15 protein-coding genes are annotated in these 18,172 nt (G+C 73.8%); 6 read left to right on the plus strand and 9 right to left on the minus strand.

Features of this window, described 5'->3' with window-relative positions; genetic code table 11:
- The first annotated feature begins 192 nt into the window (after nt 1-192).
- The 3 genes from ACIHAR_RS14275 to ACIHAR_RS14285 are packed head-to-tail and all read left to right on the plus strand — an operon-like array spanning nt 193 to nt 3,570.
- A complete protein-coding gene (locus tag ACIHAR_RS14275; protein WP_365458020.1) occupies nt 193-1,341 on the plus strand; it encodes an FAD-binding oxidoreductase in 1,149 nt (382 codons plus the stop codon).
- A complete protein-coding gene (locus tag ACIHAR_RS14280) occupies nt 1,338-2,399 on the plus strand; it encodes a saccharopine dehydrogenase (protein WP_400019449.1) in 1,062 nt (353 codons plus the stop codon). Before ACIHAR_RS14275 ends, ACIHAR_RS14280 begins: the two co-directional genes overlap by 4 nt.
- A complete protein-coding gene (locus ACIHAR_RS14285) occupies nt 2,392-3,570 on the plus strand; it encodes a saccharopine dehydrogenase family protein (RefSeq protein ID WP_400019451.1) in 1,179 nt (392 codons plus the stop codon). Before ACIHAR_RS14280 ends, ACIHAR_RS14285 begins: the two co-directional genes overlap by 8 nt.
- An 88-nt stretch (nt 3,571-3,658) precedes the next feature.
- On the opposite strand, the gene ACIHAR_RS14290 is transcribed toward ACIHAR_RS14285, so the two are convergent.
- The 3 genes from ACIHAR_RS14290 to ACIHAR_RS14300 are packed head-to-tail and all read right to left on the minus strand — an operon-like array spanning nt 3,659 to nt 6,973.
- Entirely contained in the window at nt 3,659-4,888 is a 1,230-nt protein-coding gene (locus ACIHAR_RS14290) for a serine hydrolase domain-containing protein (protein ID WP_400019453.1), read from the minus strand.
- A 58-nt stretch (nt 4,889-4,946) separates the two neighbouring features.
- Nucleotides 4,947-6,386: an MFS transporter gene (locus tag ACIHAR_RS14295; RefSeq protein WP_400019455.1), complete on the minus strand. Its 1,440-nt coding sequence runs from the start codon at nt 6,384-6,386 to the stop codon at nt 4,947-4,949.
- Nucleotides 6,383-6,973, minus strand: coding sequence for a TetR/AcrR family transcriptional regulator (locus ACIHAR_RS14300; RefSeq protein ID WP_400019665.1), 591 nt, complete (start codon nt 6,971-6,973; stop codon nt 6,383-6,385). Before ACIHAR_RS14300 ends, ACIHAR_RS14295 begins: the two co-directional genes overlap by 4 nt.
- Nucleotides 6,974-7,099: 126 nt before the next feature.
- Here ACIHAR_RS14300 and ACIHAR_RS14305 point away from each other — a divergent pair, with 126 nt between their 5' ends.
- Nucleotides 7,100-7,549: a PPOX class F420-dependent oxidoreductase gene (locus ACIHAR_RS14305; RefSeq protein ID WP_400019458.1), complete on the plus strand. Its 450-nt coding sequence runs from the start codon at nt 7,100-7,102 to the stop codon at nt 7,547-7,549.
- A 270-nt stretch (nt 7,550-7,819) separates the two neighbouring features.
- Here the strand turns inward: ACIHAR_RS14305 and ACIHAR_RS14310 are convergent, their stop codons facing one another.
- Both ACIHAR_RS14310 and ACIHAR_RS14315 read right to left on the minus strand, forming a co-directional pair.
- Nucleotides 7,820-9,178, minus strand: coding sequence for an MFS transporter (locus tag ACIHAR_RS14310; protein ID WP_400019460.1), 1,359 nt, complete (start codon nt 9,176-9,178; stop codon nt 7,820-7,822).
- Nucleotides 9,179-9,481: 303 nt separating this feature from the next.
- On the minus strand, nt 9,482-10,147 hold the full coding sequence (locus ACIHAR_RS14315; RefSeq protein WP_365458045.1) for a TetR/AcrR family transcriptional regulator: 666 nt from the start codon (nt 10,145-10,147) through the stop codon (nt 9,482-9,484).
- 142 nt (nt 10,148-10,289) lie between these two features.
- On the opposite strand from ACIHAR_RS14315, the gene ACIHAR_RS14320 reads away from it, so the two are divergent.
- Together ACIHAR_RS14320 and ACIHAR_RS14325 are read left to right on the plus strand one after the other, a co-directional pair.
- Complete coding sequence (locus tag ACIHAR_RS14320) at nt 10,290-11,165, plus strand: shikimate dehydrogenase (RefSeq protein WP_365458048.1); 876 nt, start codon at nt 10,290-10,292, stop codon at nt 11,163-11,165.
- Nucleotides 11,166-11,626: 461 nt separating this feature from the next.
- The gene (locus ACIHAR_RS14325) at nt 11,627-13,447 is read left to right on the plus strand and encodes a TIM barrel protein (RefSeq protein ID WP_365458051.1); all 1,821 of its coding nucleotides are present in this window, start codon (nt 11,627-11,629) and stop codon (nt 13,445-13,447) included.
- A 1-nt stretch (nt 13,448) separates the two neighbouring features.
- Here the strand turns inward: ACIHAR_RS14325 and ACIHAR_RS14330 are convergent, their stop codons facing one another.
- The 4 genes from ACIHAR_RS14330 to pgi are packed head-to-tail and all read right to left on the minus strand — an operon-like array spanning nt 13,449 to nt 18,171.
- Nucleotides 13,449-14,999, minus strand: a complete 1,551-nt coding sequence (locus ACIHAR_RS14330; RefSeq protein WP_400019463.1) for a collagen-like protein — start codon at nt 14,997-14,999, stop codon at nt 13,449-13,451.
- A 41-nt stretch (nt 15,000-15,040) separates the two neighbouring features.
- Nucleotides 15,041-15,631, minus strand: a complete 591-nt coding sequence (locus ACIHAR_RS14335) for a histidine phosphatase family protein (RefSeq protein ID WP_400019465.1) — start codon at nt 15,629-15,631, stop codon at nt 15,041-15,043.
- A gap of 7 nt (nt 15,632-15,638) precedes the next feature.
- Complete coding sequence (gnd, locus tag ACIHAR_RS14340; RefSeq protein ID WP_400019467.1) at nt 15,639-16,523, minus strand: phosphogluconate dehydrogenase (NAD(+)-dependent, decarboxylating); 885 nt, start codon at nt 16,521-16,523, stop codon at nt 15,639-15,641.
- A 1-nt stretch (nt 16,524) separates the two neighbouring features.
- Nucleotides 16,525-18,171 (minus strand): glucose-6-phosphate isomerase, encoded by a 1,647-nt coding sequence (gene pgi / locus ACIHAR_RS14345; protein WP_400019469.1) that lies wholly within the window; start codon nt 18,169-18,171, stop codon nt 16,525-16,527.
- Between the last annotated feature and the right edge of the window lies 1 nt (nt 18,172).

An 18,172-nucleotide genomic window follows, 5' to 3' on the forward strand; every position in this document is an offset into this window, starting at 1 on the left:
GGACGCGGGGAGGGATCACCGGTCCCCGACGCGGGAGGGGATCGCCGGTCCCGGACGCGGGGAGGGATCACCGGTCCCCGACGCGGGAGGGGATCGCCGGTCCCCGACGGGTAGGGATCACGACGGCCACGGCATACGACCGCCCCGGCCTCGGTACCCGGGCCGGGGCCGCCGCCGAAAGGAGCCGCCCGCGTGAACACGCATGCCTCGGTCGTCGTCATCGGCGGCGGAGTGATGGGCACCAGCATCGCCTACCACCTGGCCGCCGCCGGCGTGCCCGACGTCCTCCTGGTGGAGCGGGACGAACTCGGCGCCGGCTCGACCTCCAAGGCCGCCGGGGGAGTGCGGGCCCAGTTCTCCGACGAGGTGAACATCGCGCTGGGGGCGCGCAGCCTGGAGGCGTTCGCACGGTTCGGGCAGGAGATCGGCGCGGACATCGGACTGCGCCGCGTCGGCTACCTGTTCCTGCTGTCGACGCCCGAGGAGGTCGCCTCCTTCGAGGCGAGCGTGCGGCTGCAGAACGCGCTGGGCGTGCCCAGCCGGCTGATCGACCCGGCCGAGGCCCGCCGCCTGTCGCCGCTGATCAGCACCGACGGGCTGCTGGCGGCCGCGTTCTCGCCCGACGACGGGCACTGCACCCCCGAGGCCGTCGTCCACGGCTACGCGGCCGCCGCCCGCCGGCACGGGGCGCGCATCCTGCGGCACACCGAGGTCACCGGCATCGAGACGCACGGCACCGCCATCACCGCCGTGCGGACCACCCTCGGCCGCGTCACCACCGGCACGGTGGTCTGCGCGGCGGGTGCCTGGTCCCGGGCGGTCGGCGCCATGGTGGGCGTGGACCTGCCGGTACGGCCGCTGCGCCGCCAGATCGCGGTCACCGAACCGGTCCCCGGCGGACTGCCGCCCGCGCTGCCGATGACGATCGACTTCACCAGCAGCCTCTACTTCCACGCCGAGGGCCCCGGCCTCCTCGTCGGCATGTCCGACCCCGACGAGAGACCCGGCTTCGCCACCGACACCCACGACCGGTGGATCCCCCGCCTGGCCGCGGCGATGGAGCGCCGCGCCCCCGCCCTGCTCGACCTGCGCCGCACGGGCGGCTGGGCGGGCCTGTACGAGGTCACCCCCGACCACAACGCCCTGATCGGCGAGGCGACTTCGGTATCCCGTTTTCTGTATGCGACCGGATTCTCGGGCCACGGTTTCCTGCAGGGACCGGCGGTCGGCGAGGTCGTCCGCGACCTCTGCCTCGGCCGCGTACCCTTCGTGGACGTCACCCCCCTCGGCGCCGGCCGGTTCGCCGCCGACGCCCCGCGTCCGGAGGTCAATCGCGTATGACCGAACTCCACCTGTGGCTGCGCCACGAGGTACGTTCCACCGAACGCCGCACCCCGATCGTGCCCCACGACGCCCGGCGGCTCGTGGACGCCGGAGTGGAACTGACCGTCGAGGAGTCCCCGCAGCGGATCTTCGAGGCGCGGGAGTACGAGGCGGCCGGCGCCCGGATCGTGCCCGCCGGCTCCTGGGTGTCGGCGCCGCCGGACGCCGTGATCCTCGGTCTGAAGGAACTCCCCGAACACCCGGCTGAACTGGTCCACCGTCACGTCTTCTTCGGGCACGCCTACAAGCGGCAGCCGGGCGCGGCCGGCCTGCTCGGCCGGTTCACGGCGGGCGGCGGGACCCTCCTCGACCTGGAGTACCTGGTGGACGACCAGGGCCGTCGCCTCGCCGCGTTCGGCTTCTGGGCGGGCTACCTGGGCGCCGCCCTGGCCGTGCTGCAGCACCGGGGCCGCCTGACCGCGCCCCTGCGCCCCACCGACAAGGACCGGCTGGACGAGACCCTCGTCCGGGCCCCCGGCGACGAGCACTTCTCCGCCCTCGTCGTCGGCGCCCTGGGGCGCAGCGGCCGGGGCGCCCGCGTCGCGTTCGCCACGGCCGGCGTGGACCCGGACTGCTGGGACCTCGCGGAGACCCGTGACCTGGACCGCCGCGCCCTGCTGGACCACGACGTCATGGTCAACTGCGTCCTGGCCACGACGCCCGTCCCGCCCTTCGTCCGGGAGGAGGACCTCGACGACTCCGCCCGCCGGCTGCGCACCCTCTCCGACGTCACCTGCGACGTCGGCTCACCCCTCAACGTGCTCCCGGTCTACGACCGTACGACCGAGTGGACCGACCCGGTGCGGCGGCTGCGCAAGGAGCCCCCGCTCGACCTGATCGCCATCGACAATGTGCCGTCCCTGCTGCCGCGCGAGTCCAGCGACGACTTCTCCGCCGCCCTGCTGCCGCAGCTGCTCGACTTCGGTGCCGGCGGCCCGTGGGGGCGCTGCCGGGACCGCTTCCGCCAGGCCTGCCGCGAACTCGGCCTGGCCGAAGGGCAGTCCGGCGATGCGTGAGCGGGTCGCCGCGAGCGGGACCGTCCACTGGATCGGCGCCGGCCTGTCCACCGGCAGCGGCCTGGCAGCCCTGTGCGAGGCCGCCGGGCGCGTGCGGCTGTGGCACCGTACGCAGCAGCGCGCCGCCGAGGCCCTCGACCGGCTGGGCCTGACCGGACGCGCCGAGCCACGCCGGTACACCCTCGACACGCTCACCGCCGAACTGGCGCCCGGGGACGTCGTGGTGTCGATGCTGCCCGCTCCCGAGCACGCCCCGCTGCTGCGGGCCTGCGTGGGCCGGCGCGCCCACTTCGCCTGCTCCAGCTATGTCTCGGACGCGGTGCAGGAGCAGGTGCCCGCAGCCCTCGGCGCGGGCGTCGTCGTGCTGACCGAGGCCGGGCTCGACCCGGGCATCGACCACCTTTTCGCGCACGACCTCGTCGGCCGCGCCCGGGCCGCGATCGGCGACGGCACGCCCGCCTCCTACCGCTTCACGTCGTACTGCGGTGGCGTCCCCGCCGTCCCGAACGACTTCCGCTACCGGTTCAGCTGGGCGCCGCTCGGCGTCCTCAACGCCCTGCGCTCGCCCGCCCGTTACATCGAGGACGGCGTCGAGACGACCGCCGGGCGGCCCTGGGAGGCCACCCGCGCGCACCTCGTCGACGGGGAAACCTTCGAGGTCTACCCCAACCGCGACAGCGTCCCGTTCGTGGAGCAGTACGGGCTGCCGGCCGCCTGGCAGGCGCGGACCTTCGTGCGCGGCACCCTCCGCCTGGGCGGGTGGCGGCGGGCCTGGGAGGCGGTGTTCGACGAACTGAGGGCGGGCGACGACGCCCGGATCGCCGCGCTGGCCCGGGAGCTGGCGGCCGCCCACCCCACCACGGACGCCGACCGGGACCGGGTCGTCCTCGCCGTGTCCCTGGCGGTGCACGCCCGCGACGGCGGCTCCTGGTCCGGCGGTCACCTGCTGGACCTGGTGGGCGACGAGGAGGAGAGCGCGATGGCCCGGTGCGTGTCCCGGCCCCTCGCGCTCGGCGTCCGGCACGTCCTCGACGGCTCCCTGCCGCCGGGGCTGAACCGTGCCGCCGAGACGCAGGAGCGGTCGCGGCAGTGGCTGGACGAACTCGCCCGCGACGGCGTGCCGTTCACCCTGCGTGTCGACGACGGGCCGGACGGGCCGGACGGGGCGTAGGGGATGCCGTCCGGGTCCGCCCGAGGCGTAGGGGTGCCGCCGGGGTCCGGGGGGTGCGTGCTCCGCACGGCACCCCTTGGCGGACCGGTCAGTCCAGGACGGCCTCGTGGACCAGGCGCTTGAGGTCGGGGTAGAGCTTCAGCGACTTCCTCGGCCTCACCTGCGTCAGGAACTGCACCGTCAGGTCCCGGCCCGGGTCGACCCAGAACGTCGTCGTGGCCACCCCGCTCCAGCCGTAGGTGCCGAGTCCGGAAGGGGCCTGGGTGCGCTCCGGGTCGATCACCACGGAGACGCCGAGGCCGAAGCCGACACCGTCGTTGCCCGGCTCGTCGTGCGCGGGGCGGCTGCCGACGGTACGCAGGTCGGCGCCGCCGGGCAGGTGGTTGCGGGTCATGAGGTCCACCGTCTCGGGCGTGAGCAGGCGGGTGCCGTCGAGTTCGCCGCGGCGGCGCAGCAGCTCCATGAAACGGTGGATGTCGTATGCGGTCGCCACCATGCCGCCGCTGCCCGACAGGAACCGGGGGCGCCCGGACAGCGGCAGCCCGGGGATCGGCTCGAGACGGCCGTCGTCGGTGTCCCCGTACAGCTCGGCCAGCCGGCCCGCCTGTCCGCCGGTGACCTGGAAGCCGGCGTCCGGCATGCCGAGCGGGCGGAAGACCCGCTCGGCGAGGAACTCGTCCAGGGCCTGTCCGGAGACGACCTCGATGATGCGGCCCAGGACGTTGGTGGCCACCGAGTAGTTCCACTGCGTGCCCGGCTCGAACTGCAGGGGCAGCCGCGCGTACGCCTCGACGGTCTCGGCCAGGTCCGACCCCGGCAGCACCGCCGACTCCAGGCCGGCCTCGCGGTAGAGGGCGTCCACGGGGTGGCAGTGGTAGAAGGCGAAGGTCAGGCCGGCGGTGTGCGTCATCAGGTGCCGCACCAGCACGGGTTGCCGGACCGGGCGGGTCGTCAGGTCGGCGCCGGAGCCGCCGGCGTACACCCGCTGGTCGGCGAAGGCCGGGAGGTGGTCGGCGACCGGGTCGTCGAGGGAGAGCCGGCCCTCCTCCACCAGCATCAGCGCGGCGACCGAGGTGACCGGTTTGGTCATCGAGTAGATCCGCCACAGGGTGTCCGTCCCGACGGGGAGTCCGGCCGCGAGGTCGCGGTGGCCGTACGTGGTGAGGTGCGCGATCCGGCCGCCGCGGGCGACGGCCACGAGGAAGCCGGGCAGGCGGCCCTCGTCGACGTACCGGGCGACATGCCGGTCGAGGCGGTCCAGTGCCCTCGCGTCCAGCCCGACCTCGCTCGGGTCGGCCTCTTGTCGCAGCTGTGCCATCGCTCTCCTCCGGTGCGTTCGTCCGAGGCGCGGTCCGGCACGCGCCACCGGAACGGCCTCAGACCTCATCGTCGCGCAGGGACGGCGGGAAAGGACTCCTTTCGGCGCCGTGACGGATGTGCTCTGTGTCGCTCCCACCTGCGGACGGAGCCTCGGCGCGGCCCGTCGTGACCCCGCCGGGGACGGCGCGCGTCCGGCCCGGCAGCGCGCCGCAGAGAGGGACCGCCGCCGCGGCCGCGACGGCCAGTACGACGAGCGGGGACCGGGCGCCGCCGACGTCCATGAGGACGGTCGCGGACGCCACACCGAGCACCGGCCCGACGTTCATCGCCGTCTGCTGCAACCCGCCCGCCACCCCCGCCGCCCGGGCGGGAGCCCGGCGTGCGACGACATGGGTGGCCACCACCATCACCGCGCCGAAACCCGCGCCCAGCAGGGCGAACCCGAACCCCAGGACCGCCGGGACGGACGCGTGGGCGAGGATGAGGAGGCCGCCGGAGAGGACCGCCGTCGCCGTGACGACCGTGTGGCGGGCGCCGGCCCGGCGCGACAGGACGGCGGACGCGGGCGCCGCGGCGATCAGCAGCACGGCCAGCGGCAGGCTGAGCAGCGCGGTGCGCAGCGGGGTGAGCCCCAGATCGTCCTGGAGGACGTAGACACAGGCGAAGAGCCCGCCGTTGAGGGCCGCCGACGCGGTGACCAGCAGGGCCAGCGCCGCGCCCACCGCCGGGGAGCCGACGACGTCCGGGGGCAGCAGCGGGGAGGGAGTGCGGCGCTCGTGCCGGACGAAGACGCAACCGGCGACGGCGGCCACCGCGGCGCCGGCCGCGCCGGTCACGCCGAGCGGGGTGACCAGGGTGTGCACCAGGCACGCCAGCGCGACCGCGAGCAGCAGCGCACCGGGCACGTCCAGCGCTACGGCGGCACGCGGCGGCTTCCGCCCCGTCCGCGCCCCCTCCCGGGAGGCGAGGGCGAGCGCGCCGAAGGCCAGGCACGGCACGACGTTCAGCAGGAACACGGACCGCCACCCGAGAGCGGTCGTCAGCGCCCCGCCCACCACCGGACCGGCCGCGGCCGCCACCCCGATCGCGGCCGTCCGCACCGCGATCGGCCGCCGCAGCCCCTCCGGCGGGTACGCCGGCCGCAGCATCCCGAGCGTCGCCGGCTGCAGCAGGGCCCCGAACAGGCCCTGAACGACCCGGAGTCCGATCACCCAGCCCACGCCGGGCGCCAGGGCGATGCCCGCGGAGGCCGCTCCGAAGCCGAGCATGCCGACGGCGAACAGGCGCCGGTGCCCGTAGAGGTCACCGAGCCGCCCCGCGAACACCAGCAGGCTCGCCACGGCGACGAGATAGCCGGTGCTGGTCCACTGGACCTGCGCCAAGGAGGCGTGCAGGTCGCGCTGGAGGGTGGGCTGGGCGACGGTGAGGACGGTGCCGTCCAGGGCGACGACCACCGCGCCCGCCACACTGCTCGAGAGGGTCCGGGCGCGGTTCACCGGCCCGCCTCGGGCCCCAGGTGCGCGTCGAGAGCCGTCCGCAGCAGCGGTTCGACGTCGTCGGCGCCGGTGGCGAGTCGGAGACTGCCCCAGCGCCACAGCTGGGCGATGCCGTGCAGGTTCGCCCACAGCGACCCCGCGACCGCGCGGGCGTCGGCGGCGGGCCGGACACGTGCCGTCAGCTCCACCAGGACACCGAACAGCGGCAGGCTGGTGTCCCTCAGCCCCAAGTGACCGCTTTCGAGCAGGTCGTGGCGGAACATCAGCTCGTACATGCCGGGGTTGTCCCGTGCGAACCGCAGGTAGACGCGCGCCAGTTCGGTGAGCTGCGCGCGTGGCGGAGCGGTGCCGTCGCCCAGAGCCGTCGTCACCCGGCCCGCCAGGTCGGTGAAGCCCCGGTGGGCGATGGCCGACAACAGGTCCAGGTGTGTGGGGAAGTGACGGCGCGGCGCGCCGTGCGAGACGCCCGCCCGGCGGGCGATCTCCCGCAGTGTCAGGGCTCCCGCGCCCTCGTGGGCCAGCAGCTCCGCACCCACGTCCACGAGCCGGACCCGCAGGTCCGGCTCCGGCCTCTCCGTACCGCTCACCCGGTCCACGGGCAGTGTCTACCACCCGGTAGTAGACACTGTCTACCGAGCGCGCGCGTCGTGGCGCCACGCAGGGCGGGCGGGCCGAACGGGAATGGGGCGACGCTCCCGCCCGTTGTGCCGGACATGACTCCCGACACGACGCAGCACGCGCTGCTGGCGCTGCTCTCCGACGGCCGCGACGGGGTACTCGTCACCCTCAAGCGCGACGGACGTCCCCAGCTGTCGAACGTCAGCCACCACTACCACCCGGAGGAGGGCGTGGTCCGGATCTCCGTCACGGACGACCGCGCCAAGACCCGCAACCTGCGCCGGGATCCCCGGGCGTCGTACCACGTGTCCAGCCCCGACCGCCGCGCGTACACGGTCGTCGAGGGCACCGCCGAGCTCTCGCCCGTCGCCGCGCATCCCTACGACGAGACCGTCGAGGAACTCGTGCGCCTCTACCGGGACGTCCTGGGCGAGCACCCCGACTGGGACGACTACCGCGCGGCCATGGTCCGCGACCGCCGCCTGGTGCTGCGGCTCCGCGTGGAGCGGGCGTACGGCATTCCCCGGGGGGCCTTCGCCGGGTAGGGCCGGAGGTCACGATGCCCGTCGACGGACCCGTTCCGGGGCACGAGGAGGCCGCGGGGCAGTGGCGGACCCGGCGCGCGCCGCGGATCCTGCACGCCGAGCCGGGGGAGCCCCGGCCTCGGGGTCGCCCCCCCGGCCGGGAGACGCTGCCCTTCGCCGAGCCGGGGGGCGTCGAGGCCGTGGAGCGAGCGCGCCCCGGCCCCCGGAGCCGCGAAGGCGTCCGGGGGCCCGGGAGGTCGAGCGGTCGGCGCGGGTGCGCTCGGTGTGGGCTCAGGCGGTCACCGTCTCCGGCTGGGCCGCCTCCTTGCGGGTCCCCTCGCCGAGCTGCTCCGTCGGGACCTTCGCGGTCTCCCGCGCCGACAGGGCCGCGATCACCGGCGGTACGCACAGCGCCGCCGTGAACAGGGCCACCGACAGCCAGTCGTCACCGTCCGGGCCCGCGATCTGCGCGGCGAAGGTCACCGCGAAACCGGCCACGGCGAAGCCGATCTGCGTCCCGATCGCCATGCCGGACAGGCGGACGCGGGTGGAGAACATCTCGCCGTAGAAGGAGGGCCACACGCCGTTCGCGGCGCTGTAGACGACGCCGAAGGCGAGGATGCCGGACGCCAGGGCCAGCGGGTAGGAGCCGGTGGAGATCGCCCACAGGTAGAGGAACATCGCCGCCGCGCTGCCGGCCGCGCCGATCAGGAACACCGGACGGCGGCCGATGCGGTCGGAGAGGGAGGCCCACAGCGGGATCGCGGCGAGCGCGACCACATTGGCGAGGGCGCCCACCCACAGCATGGAGGAGCGGCTCATCCCGACCGAGTCGCTCGTGGCGTACGCCAGCGCCCACACCGTGAAGATCGTGGAGACGGAGGCGACGAGCGCTCCCGCGACGACCCGCAGCACGTCCGCCCAGTGCTCGCGCAGCAGCACCGCCAGCGGCAGCTTGACGACGCCCTCACCGGTGGCCTGCTGGGCGAAGGCCGGCGTCTCGTCGAGCTTGCGGCGGATGACGTAGCCGACGACGGCGACCGCGATGCTCAGCCAGAACGGCACGCGCCAGCCCCACGACAGCAGGTGCTCCTCGGGGAGCGCGGCGATCGGGATGAAGACCAGCGTGGCCAGCAACTGGCCGCCCTGCGTGCCGCTGAGGGTGAAGCTGGTGAAGAAGCCGCGCCGGTGCGGCGGGGCGTGTTCCAGCGTCATCGAGTTGGCGCTGGCCTGCTCGCCGGCCGCGGAGATGCCCTGCAGGACCCGGCACAGCACCAGCAGGACCGGGGCGAGGGTGCCGATCTGGGCGCGGGTGGGCAGACAGCCGATCAGGAACGTGGACACGCCCATGAGGATGAGCGTGAAGACCATGATCTTCTTGCGGCCCACGCGGTCGCCGTAGTGGCCGAGGAAGAGCGCGCCGATCGGGCGGGCCGCGTACGCCACACCGAAGGTGGCCAGCGACAGCAGGGTCGCGGTGGCCGGGTCGGACTCGTCGAAGAAGACCTTCGGGAAGATGAGCGCCGCCGCGCTGCCGTAGATGAAGAAGTCGTAGTACTCCAGGGCGCTGCCGATCCAGGCGGCGGTCGCGGCCTTCTTCGGCTGACCGGGCGGGGAGGCGGCGTCGTGAGGTGCGGCGGGGACGGACACGGCGTGCTCCTTCGGGGGGACTCCACCGTAAGCGGAGTGCGGGAGGGTGAGGCGGGGAGAAGGGGCCGGATCCCTGGGGTGGCGGGGCGGCTGGACCGGGCGCTACCCGGCTAATTAACGCACTGGATAGTTAGTAGCGGTTGGGTAGGGATGTTGCGCCCGCGTTTCGCCGGTGTCAAGGGGTGCCGCGCGACGGTTTCGGCCGGCGGCCGTGTCGGCCGCCCGCCCGACGGCTCCGTACGGCGTCCGCTCCGCCGTCGCGCCGACCGGTCGGCGACCCGCCCGCCGCCGTGCGCGGCGGCCTCAGTCCGCCGTCCGCTCCGCCGTCAGGTAGGCGATCACCATGTCGCCGAGCATGGTGCGGTAGTGCTCGCGCTGGGCCGGGTCGACCAGGTCCCGCCCGAACAGGGCCCCGAAGGTGTGCCGGTTGGCCACCCGGAAGAAGCAGAACGAGCTGATCATCGCGTGCAGGTCGACGGCGTCGACGTCGGCGGTGAACAGTCCGGACTCCTGCCCGGCGGCCAGGATGCGGCGGATCACGTCGAGCGCGGGGGAGCCGATCCGGCCGAGCTTCTCGGAGGCGGCGATGTGCTCGGCCTCGTGGATGTTCTCGATGCTGACCAGGCGGATGAAGTCCGGGTGCTGCTCGTGGTGGTCGAAGGTCAGCTCCGCCAGCCGGCGGATGGCCGCGACCGGGTCCAGGTGCTCGACGTCGAGCTGCTGCTCGGCCTCGCGGATCACGCCGTAGGCCCGTTCCAGGACGGCGGTGAAGAGCTGCTCCTTGCCGCCGAAGTAGTAGTAGATCATCCGTTTGGTGGTGCGGGTGCGGGCGGCGATGTCGTCGACGCGGGCACCGGCGTAGCCGACCCGGGCGAACTCCTGCGTGGCCACGTCGAGGATCTCGGCCTGGGTGCGGGCGGCGTCGCGGATCCGCCCGTTGGGTCGTGCCGGTTCGTCGACGCTGGTCATCGGGTTCCTTCGGGCGTAGGGCCAGTGCCGGTGATTGTAGAAGCAGCACGGGGAAAGACCCTCAGGTCTTCCGGGGGAACCCGTTCGGCTGATATAGCTAACGTACTAGTTCGTACATTAGGGCTCGGCTCAGGAGGTCCGCGTGACCAAGGACTCGTATCTCGTCGGACTGATCGGTTCCGGCATCGGCCCCTCGCTCAGCCCGGCGCTGCACGAGCGGGAAGCGGACCGCCAGGGGCTGCGCTACCTGTACCGGCTCCTCGACATCGACGTCCTCGGTGTGCCGCCGGAGGCGGTCGGCGACCTGGTGCGGGCGGCGCGCGACCTCGGCTTCGACGGGCTGAACATCACGCACCCCTGCAAGCAGCTCGTCATCCCCCACCTCGACGGCGTCGCCCCGCAGGCGCAGGCGCTCGGCGCGGTCAACACCGTCGTCTTCACGGACGGCGGGGCGATCGGCCACAACACCGACGTCACCGGCTTCGCCGCCTCCTTCGCCCGCGGACTGCCCGACGTCCCGCTGGAGCGCGTGGTCCAGCTGGGGGCGGGCGGCGCGGGCGCGGCCGTCGCGCACGCCACGCTCACCCTCGGCGCCGGGTGCGTCACCGTGGTCGACGCGCTGCCCGAGCGGGCCGCCGCCCTCGCCGACTCCCTGAACGGGCACTTCGGCGCGGGCCGGGCCGACGCCGCCACCCCCGACGGTCTCGCCGGCCTGCTGGCGCACGCCGACGGCATCGTGCACGCCACCCCCACCGGCATGGCCGCCCACCCCGGTCTGCCCTTCCCCGCCGAGCTGCTGCACCCCGGCCTGTGGGTGGCCGAGGTCGTCTACCGGCCCCTGGAGACGGAGTTGCTGCGCACCGCGCGGGCGGTCGGCTGCGCCGTGCTGGACGGGGGCGGGATGGCCGTCTTCCAGGCGGTGGACGCCTTCCGGCTGTTCACCGGCCGGGAACCCGACAGCACGCGGATGCTCGCGGACATCGCCGAGCTGGCCGGCGCGGTCCCGGCCCCCAAGTAGGCGCGGCCCGCCGACGCACGACCGTCGGCCGGGTAGACGCGGCCCGCCGACGCACGACCGTCGGCCGGGTAGACGCGGCCCGCCGACGCACGACCGTCGGCCGGGTAGACGCGGCCCGCCGGCGCACCCCCCGCCGCAGAACCGGCCCCACAGAACCGGCAGCAGCCCGGCCGGCAGCGGCACAGGCGGCGAGCCCGATCGGCTGTGGCCGAGCGGCAGCGGCACAACGGCAGCAGCCCGAGCGGCAGCAACCCACCGGCAGCAGCCCGACCGGCAGCGCCACAAGCGGCAGCAGGCCCCACCGGCAGCAGCCCGATCGGCTGTGGCCCGACCGGCAGCGGCACACCGGCAGCAACCCACCGGCACACCACAAGCGACAGCAGGCCCCACCGGCAGCAGTCCGATCGGCTGTGGCCCGACCGGCACCAGCACAACCCGCCAGCAGGAAAAGAGGTACCCAGGTGCGTACGTCCATCGCCACCGTCTCCCTGAGCGGTTCGCTCACCGAGAAGCTCACCGCCGCCGCCCGGGCCGGCTTCGACGGCGTCGAGATCTTCGAGAACGACCTGCTGGCCAGCCCCCTCGGCCCCGAGGAGGTCCGCGCCCGCTGCGCCGACCTGGGCCTCGGCATCGACCTCTACCAGCCGATGCGGGACATGGAGGCGGTGCCCGCCGACGAGTTCGCCCGCAACCTGCGCCGCGCCCGCGCCAAGTTCGCGCTGATGAACCGGCTCGGCGCCGACACCGTCCTGGTCTGCTCCAGCGTCTCCCCGCTCGCCGAGGACGACGACGACCTCGCCGCCGAGCAACTGGGCCGGCTCGCCGACCTCGCCCAGGACTTCGGCATCCGCGTCGCCTACGAGGCGCTCGCCTGGGGACGGCACGTCAGCACGTACGACCACGCCTGGCGCATCGTCGAGACGGCGGACCATCCGGCGCTCGGCACCTGCCTGGACAGCTTCCACATCCTCTCCCGCGGCTCGGACCCCAAGGGCATCGAGGACATCCCCGGCGACAAGATCTTCTTCCTCCAGCTCGCCGACGCCCCGCTGCCCGCCATGGACGTCCTGCAGTGGTCCCGCCACCACCGCCGCTTCCCCGGCCAGGGCGGTTTCGACGTGGCGGGCCTGCTGCGGCACGTGCTGCGCGCCGGGTACGACGGCCCGCTGTCCCTGGAGGTCTTCAACGACGTCTTCCGGCAGGCCGAGGCCGGCCCGACCGCCGTGGACGCCCGCCGCTCCCTGCTCCTGCTCCAGGAGGAGGCCGGACTCGGCGCCCTGCCCGAGCCGGTCGTCCCCACCGGCGTCGCCTTCGCCGAGCTGGTCACCCCGGACGCCGAACCCGTCTCCGCCCTCCTCGGCTCCCTCGGGTTCGCCCGCACCGCCCGCCACCGCGGCAAACCCGTCGAACTGTGGGAGCAGGGCCGGGCCCGCGTCCTGGTCAACACCGGCCCGGCCGCCCGCCCCCACTCCCGGCTCCGCTCGGGCGGGGGGACATCCGCGGACGGCACGTGCCTGGCCGCCGTCGGCCTGGAGTCGCCCGACCCGGCCGGCGCCGCCCGCCGCGCCGAGGCCCTGCTCGCCCCGGTCCTGCCGCGCCGCCGCGCCCCCGAGGACGCGCCGCTGGACGCCGTGGCCGCCCCCGACGGCACCGAACTCTTCCTGTGCGCGACCGGCCGACCCGGCCTGCCCGACTGGCGCGCCGACTTCGAGGACCTCCCGCACACCCCGGCGGCCGTGCCGGACGCCGTCCGCATCGACCACCTCTCCCTCACCCAGCCCTGGCACCACTTCGACGAGGCCGTCCTCTTCCACCGCGGTGTCCTCGGCCTCGAGGCCCAGGAGAGCGTCGACGTCGCCGACCCCTACGGGCTGCTGCGCAGCCGGGCCGTCACCACCGCCGACGGCGGCGTCCGCATCCCGCTCACCGTCGGCGCGGCACCCACCGACGACACCGTCCACGCCCGGCACATCGCCCTGGCCACCGACGACGTGGTCGCCGCGGCCCGCCGCTTCACCGAGGCCGGCGGCCGCCTGCTGCCGATCCCCGCGAACTACTACGACGACCTCGCGGCCCGCTACGAGTTCGCCGACGGCGAGCTGGAGACCTACCGCGCGCTCGGCATCCTCTACGACCGGGACGCGCACGGCGTCTTCCGGCACTGCTACACCCGCACCGTCGGCCGCGTCTTCTTCGAACTCGTCCAGCGCGACGGCGGCTACCGGGGCTACGGCGCCGTGAACGCGCCGGTGCGCCTGGCCGCCCAGCACACGGCCGGGTGAGTCACTGGCGGCTGACGGTACGGGTCACGCCCGCGACGACCGTCGTGGCGAGGATCCAGCCGGTGACGATCAGCACGTACGACAGCGTCTGGTACCAGCCGGACGGGGCGAAGGCGGACTCCTGCCCGAAGGAGATGACGGGCAGCAGCAGGTCGAGGGTGTAGAAGACCGGGTGGAAGGCGGGTGCCTCGGACGCCTTGAGCGGGCGCGGGTGCTCCAGCGCGAAGACGACCGAGCCGGCCGCGAGCAGCGACAGCAGCCAGCCCGCGGCCCGCAGCGGGCGGAACCCGTAGCCGACGGCGGCGTCCTGGAGACGGCCCCACAGCCGGCCGTACCAGGGGAGTGTCGAGCGGTGCCGGCGCTGCTTGGCGAGCTGCACGAGCCGGGCGGCCCGGTCGTCGCCGATGCGCTGGTACGCGGCCGTCAACTGCTCGTAGGCGTGCGGGTCGAAGGCGTCGTCGTCGCGCTCCAGCATCGGCAGCCGGCGCTCGGCGGGCTCGTGCGGGGTGAGGAAGGTGTAGGTGAGGTCGAGCAGACGCACCTGGTCGGGGAGCATCTCCGGCTCCAGGTGGAGCTGGTTGATCTCGGCGCGCCGCAGGTTGAGCCGCCCCTCGACGGGGGCGCCGCCGCGCAGCCAGATCTCGCCGATCACGCAGCTGCTGGCGCGCAGGGCGGTGTCCCCCGGGTTGGAGAGGGTCGCCCGCAGCAGGTCCACCCGGCCGGGAATCCGCGCGCCGCGCAGGTCGATCCGGCCGTGCGCGCGCAGCCGCCGGCCCAGCAGGTTGGCCCCCACGTCGAGGGACTCGGCGTCCAGGACGTGCGCGCCGGGGTTGCTCAGCTCGGCGTCCTCCAGGTCGAGGGAACCGGCGATGGTGGCCCCGTCGAGCCGGATCAGGCCGTTCGCGCGCAGGCCGCGGGCGCAGACGTCGTCGTCGACGGTGATCTGGTTGAGCTGGAGCACCGGCCGCCCGGACGGCCCCGCGCCCTCGGGCCGCCCCGGCTGCCCTGCCTGCCCCGGCGGTCCCGATCGCCCCCGCGGTCCCGGCTGCCCTGACCGCCCCGGCTGCTCGGGCGGTGCGGGTGCGTCGACGGTGAGTTCCGCCTCGTCCAGGTAGAGCACCCCGGAGATCTGCGCCCCGTCGAGCCGGACCGGCCCGGTGAACCGGCAGCGCGTCAGCCGCAGGCTGCCGTCGAGCCGGGATCGCGTCACCGACAGGCCGGGCATCTCGGAGTCGCGCAGGCTGACGTAGCGCAGGTGGGCGCCGACGAGTTCGGGGGCTTCCTCGAAGCGGCAGTGGGTCAGGTGGACGACGCTGTCGACCGTCGCGTACCGCAGGTCGAGCGTCCCGGTGACGCGTGCTCCCCTGACCTTGACGGCGGCTATCTCCCCCGGTTCCGTGGGCCCGTTCAGGAGCAGCGTCCGCACCACCGCGGCCCGCAGGGTCCGTTCGGGACCCCAGCCGTCGGCCTCCGCGCGGAAGTCCACTTCGGAGCCCGTGGCGAAGGCCCGCCAGACGCGCTGTTCGGCCGGTGTCAGATCGTCGATCTCCATCAGCCGCGACTCTGGCGGGCCCCCTGTGCGGTGTCAACCGGCTATGTCCGGACGTTCCATTCGGCCACGACCGGCCGCCCGTGTTCCGTCGACAGCCGGCTCACCGTGCCGGTGGCCAGCTGGAACAACCTCCCCTGCGCGGGCGCCAGTCCGAGCCGGCGAGCCGTCAGGACCCGCAGGAAGTGGCCGTGGGCGACGAGGACGACGTCGCCGTCGTGCGCGAGGGCCGCGTCCACGCGGGCGAGCACCCGGTCGGCGCGCCGCCCGACCTCCTCGGGCGACTCGCCCGGGTGGCCGTCCGGGCCGGGCGGCACACCGTCGGTCCACAGGTCCCAGGCGGGACGGGTGGTGTGTATCTCGGCGGTCGTGATGCCCTCGTACGCCCCGTAGTCCCATTCGTGCAGGTCGGGCTCGGGCACGGCCCCGGTGACGCCCGCCAGTTCCGCGGTGCGGACCGCGCGGTGCAGCGGGCTGGTCAAAGCGAGCGCGAAGGTCCGGCCGGAGAGGAGCGGAGCGATGGACTTGGCCTGTTCCTCACCGTGTGCGGTCAGGGGCAGGTCGGTGTGGCTGGTGTGCTGTCCCGACCGGCTCCACTCCGTCTCCCCGTGGCGGACCAGCAGAAGATCTCCCACGGCCGGACTACGCTTCCTTCGCCGACTCGACGGCGTGGCCGCCGAACTGGTTGCGCAGCGCCGCGATCATCTTCATCTGCGGCGAGTCCTCCTGGCGGGAGGCGAACCGCGCGAACAGGGACGCGGTGATCGCCGGGAGCGGTACCGCGTTGTCGATGGCGGCTTCCACCGTCCAGCGGCCCTCGCCGGAGTCCTGTGCGTAACCGCGCAGCTTGTCCAGGTGCTCGTCCTCGTCGAGGGCGTTGACCGCGAGGTCCAGCAGCCAGGAACGGATGACCGTGCCCTCCTGCCAGGAGCGGAACACCTCGCGCACGTCGGTGACCGAGTCGACCTTCTCCAGGAGCTCCCAGCCCTCGGCGTAGGCCTGCATCATGGCGTACTCGATGCCGTTGTGGACCATCTTCGAGAAGTGGCCGGCGCCCACCTTGCCCGCGTGGACGTAGCCGTACGGGCCCTCCGGCTTCAGGGCGTCGAAGACCGGCCGGAGGCGGTCGACGTGCTCCTTCTCGCCGCCGACCATCAGCGCGTAGCCGTTCTCCAGACCCCACACGCCGCCGGACACGCCCGCGTCGACGAAGCCGATGCCCTTGGCGCCGAGTTCGGCGGCGTGCTTCTCGTCGTCCGTCCAGCGGGAGTTGCCGCCGTCGACGACCGTGTCGCCGGCCTCGAGGAGGTCGCCGAGCTCGTCGATGACGGACTGGGTGGGGGCGCCGGCCGGGACCATGACCCAGACGGTGCGCGGGGCGTCGAGCCGCGCGACGAGTTCGGCCAGGCCGCTCACGTCGGAGAGGTCGGGGTTGCGGTCGTATCCGACGACGGTGTGGCCCGCGCGGCGGATCCGCTCACGCATGTTGCCGCCCATCTTGCCGAGACCGATCAGTCCGAGCTGCATGTCAGTGCACTTCCTTCAGTTCACGGTAGGCGGCCACGAGGGCGGCGGTGGAGGGGTCGAGACCGGGCACCCGGGCGCCCTCGGTCAGGGCGGGTTCGACACGCCGGGCGAGGACCTTGCCGAGCTCGACGCCCCACTGGTCGAAGGAGTCGATGCCCCAGACCGCGCCCTGCACGAACACCTTGTGCTCGTAGAGGGCGATGAGCTGCCCGAGGACGGACGGGGTCAGTTCGGCCGCCAGGATCGTGGTGGTGGGGTGGTTGCCGCCGAAGGTGCGGTGCGCGACCTGCTCCTCGGGCACGCCCTCCGCCCGCACCTCCTCCTCGGTCTTCCCGAAGGCGAGCGCCTGCCCCTGCGCGAACAGGTTGGCCATCAGCAGGTCGTGCTGGGCCTTCAGGTCGTCGCTCAGCTCCTCGACGGGACGGGCGAAGCCGAGCAGGTCGGCCGGGATCAGCTTCGTGCCCTGGTGGAGCAGCTGGTAGTACGCGTGCTGTCCGTTGGTGCCGGGCGTGCCCCACACCACCGGCCCGGTCTGCCACGCCACGGGCCGCCCGGCCCGGTCCACCGACTTGCCGTTGGACTCCATGTCGAGCTGCTGGAGGTAGGCGGTGAACTTCGACAGGTAGTGGCTGTACGGCAGCACGGCGTGCGCCTGCGCGTCGAAGAAGTTGCCGTACCAGACGCCCAGCAGGCCCAGGATCAGCGGGGCGTTGGACTCGGCGGGGGCGGTGCGGAAGTGCTCGTCGACCAGGTGGAAGCCGTTCAGCAGGTCCCGGAAGGCGTCCGGACCGATCGCGATCATCAGGGACAGGCCGATCGCCGAGTCGAACGAGTAGCGGCCGCCCACCCAGTCCCAGAACTCGAACATGTTGTCCGGGTCGATGCCGAACTCCGCGACCTTCCCGGCGTTCGTGGACAGCGCCACGAAGTGCTTCGCGACGGCCTTCTCGTCCCCGTCCAGGCCACTGAGCAGCCAGGAACGGGCCGAGGTCGCGTTGGTGACGGTCTCGATCGTGGTGAAGGTCTTGGAGGCGACGACGAACAGCGTCTCCGCCGGGTCCAGGTCGCGGAGGGCCTCGTGCAGATCGGCGCCGTCGACGTTCGACACGAAACGGAACGTCAACTCCCGTGCCGTGTACGCCCGCAACGCCTCGTAGGCCATCGCCGGACCCAGGTCGGAGCCGCCGATGCCGATGTTGACGACGTTGCGGATCCGCCGGCCGGTGTGACCGGTCCAGCGGCCGGAGCGGACCTCCTCGGCGAACGCGGACATCCTGTCGAGGACCTCGTGCACCCGGTGGACGACGTTCTCGCCGTCCACCTCGATCACCGCGTCCCGCGGCGCGCGCAGCGCGGTGTGCAGAACGGCGCGGTCCTCGGTGACGTTGATCCTGTCGCCGCGGAACATGGCTTCCCGCAGCCCGAACACGTCGGTGGCGACGGCCAGTTCTCGCAGCAGGGCGAGCGTCTCGTCGGTGATCAGGTGCTTGGAGTAGTCGATGCGCAGGTCGCCGACGCGGGCCACGTACCGCTGCGCGCGCCCGGGGTCCGCCGCGAACAGCTCGCGCAGGTGCGCGTGCCAGTGGGCGCGGTGGTCCTCCAGGGCGGCCCACTCCGGCAGACGGGTGAGCTTCGGGGTGTCGGACATC

The organism is Streptomyces sp. NPDC052016, from assembly GCF_044548445.1.
Taxonomy (GTDB): Bacteria; Actinomycetota; Actinomycetes; order Streptomycetales; family Streptomycetaceae; genus Streptomyces.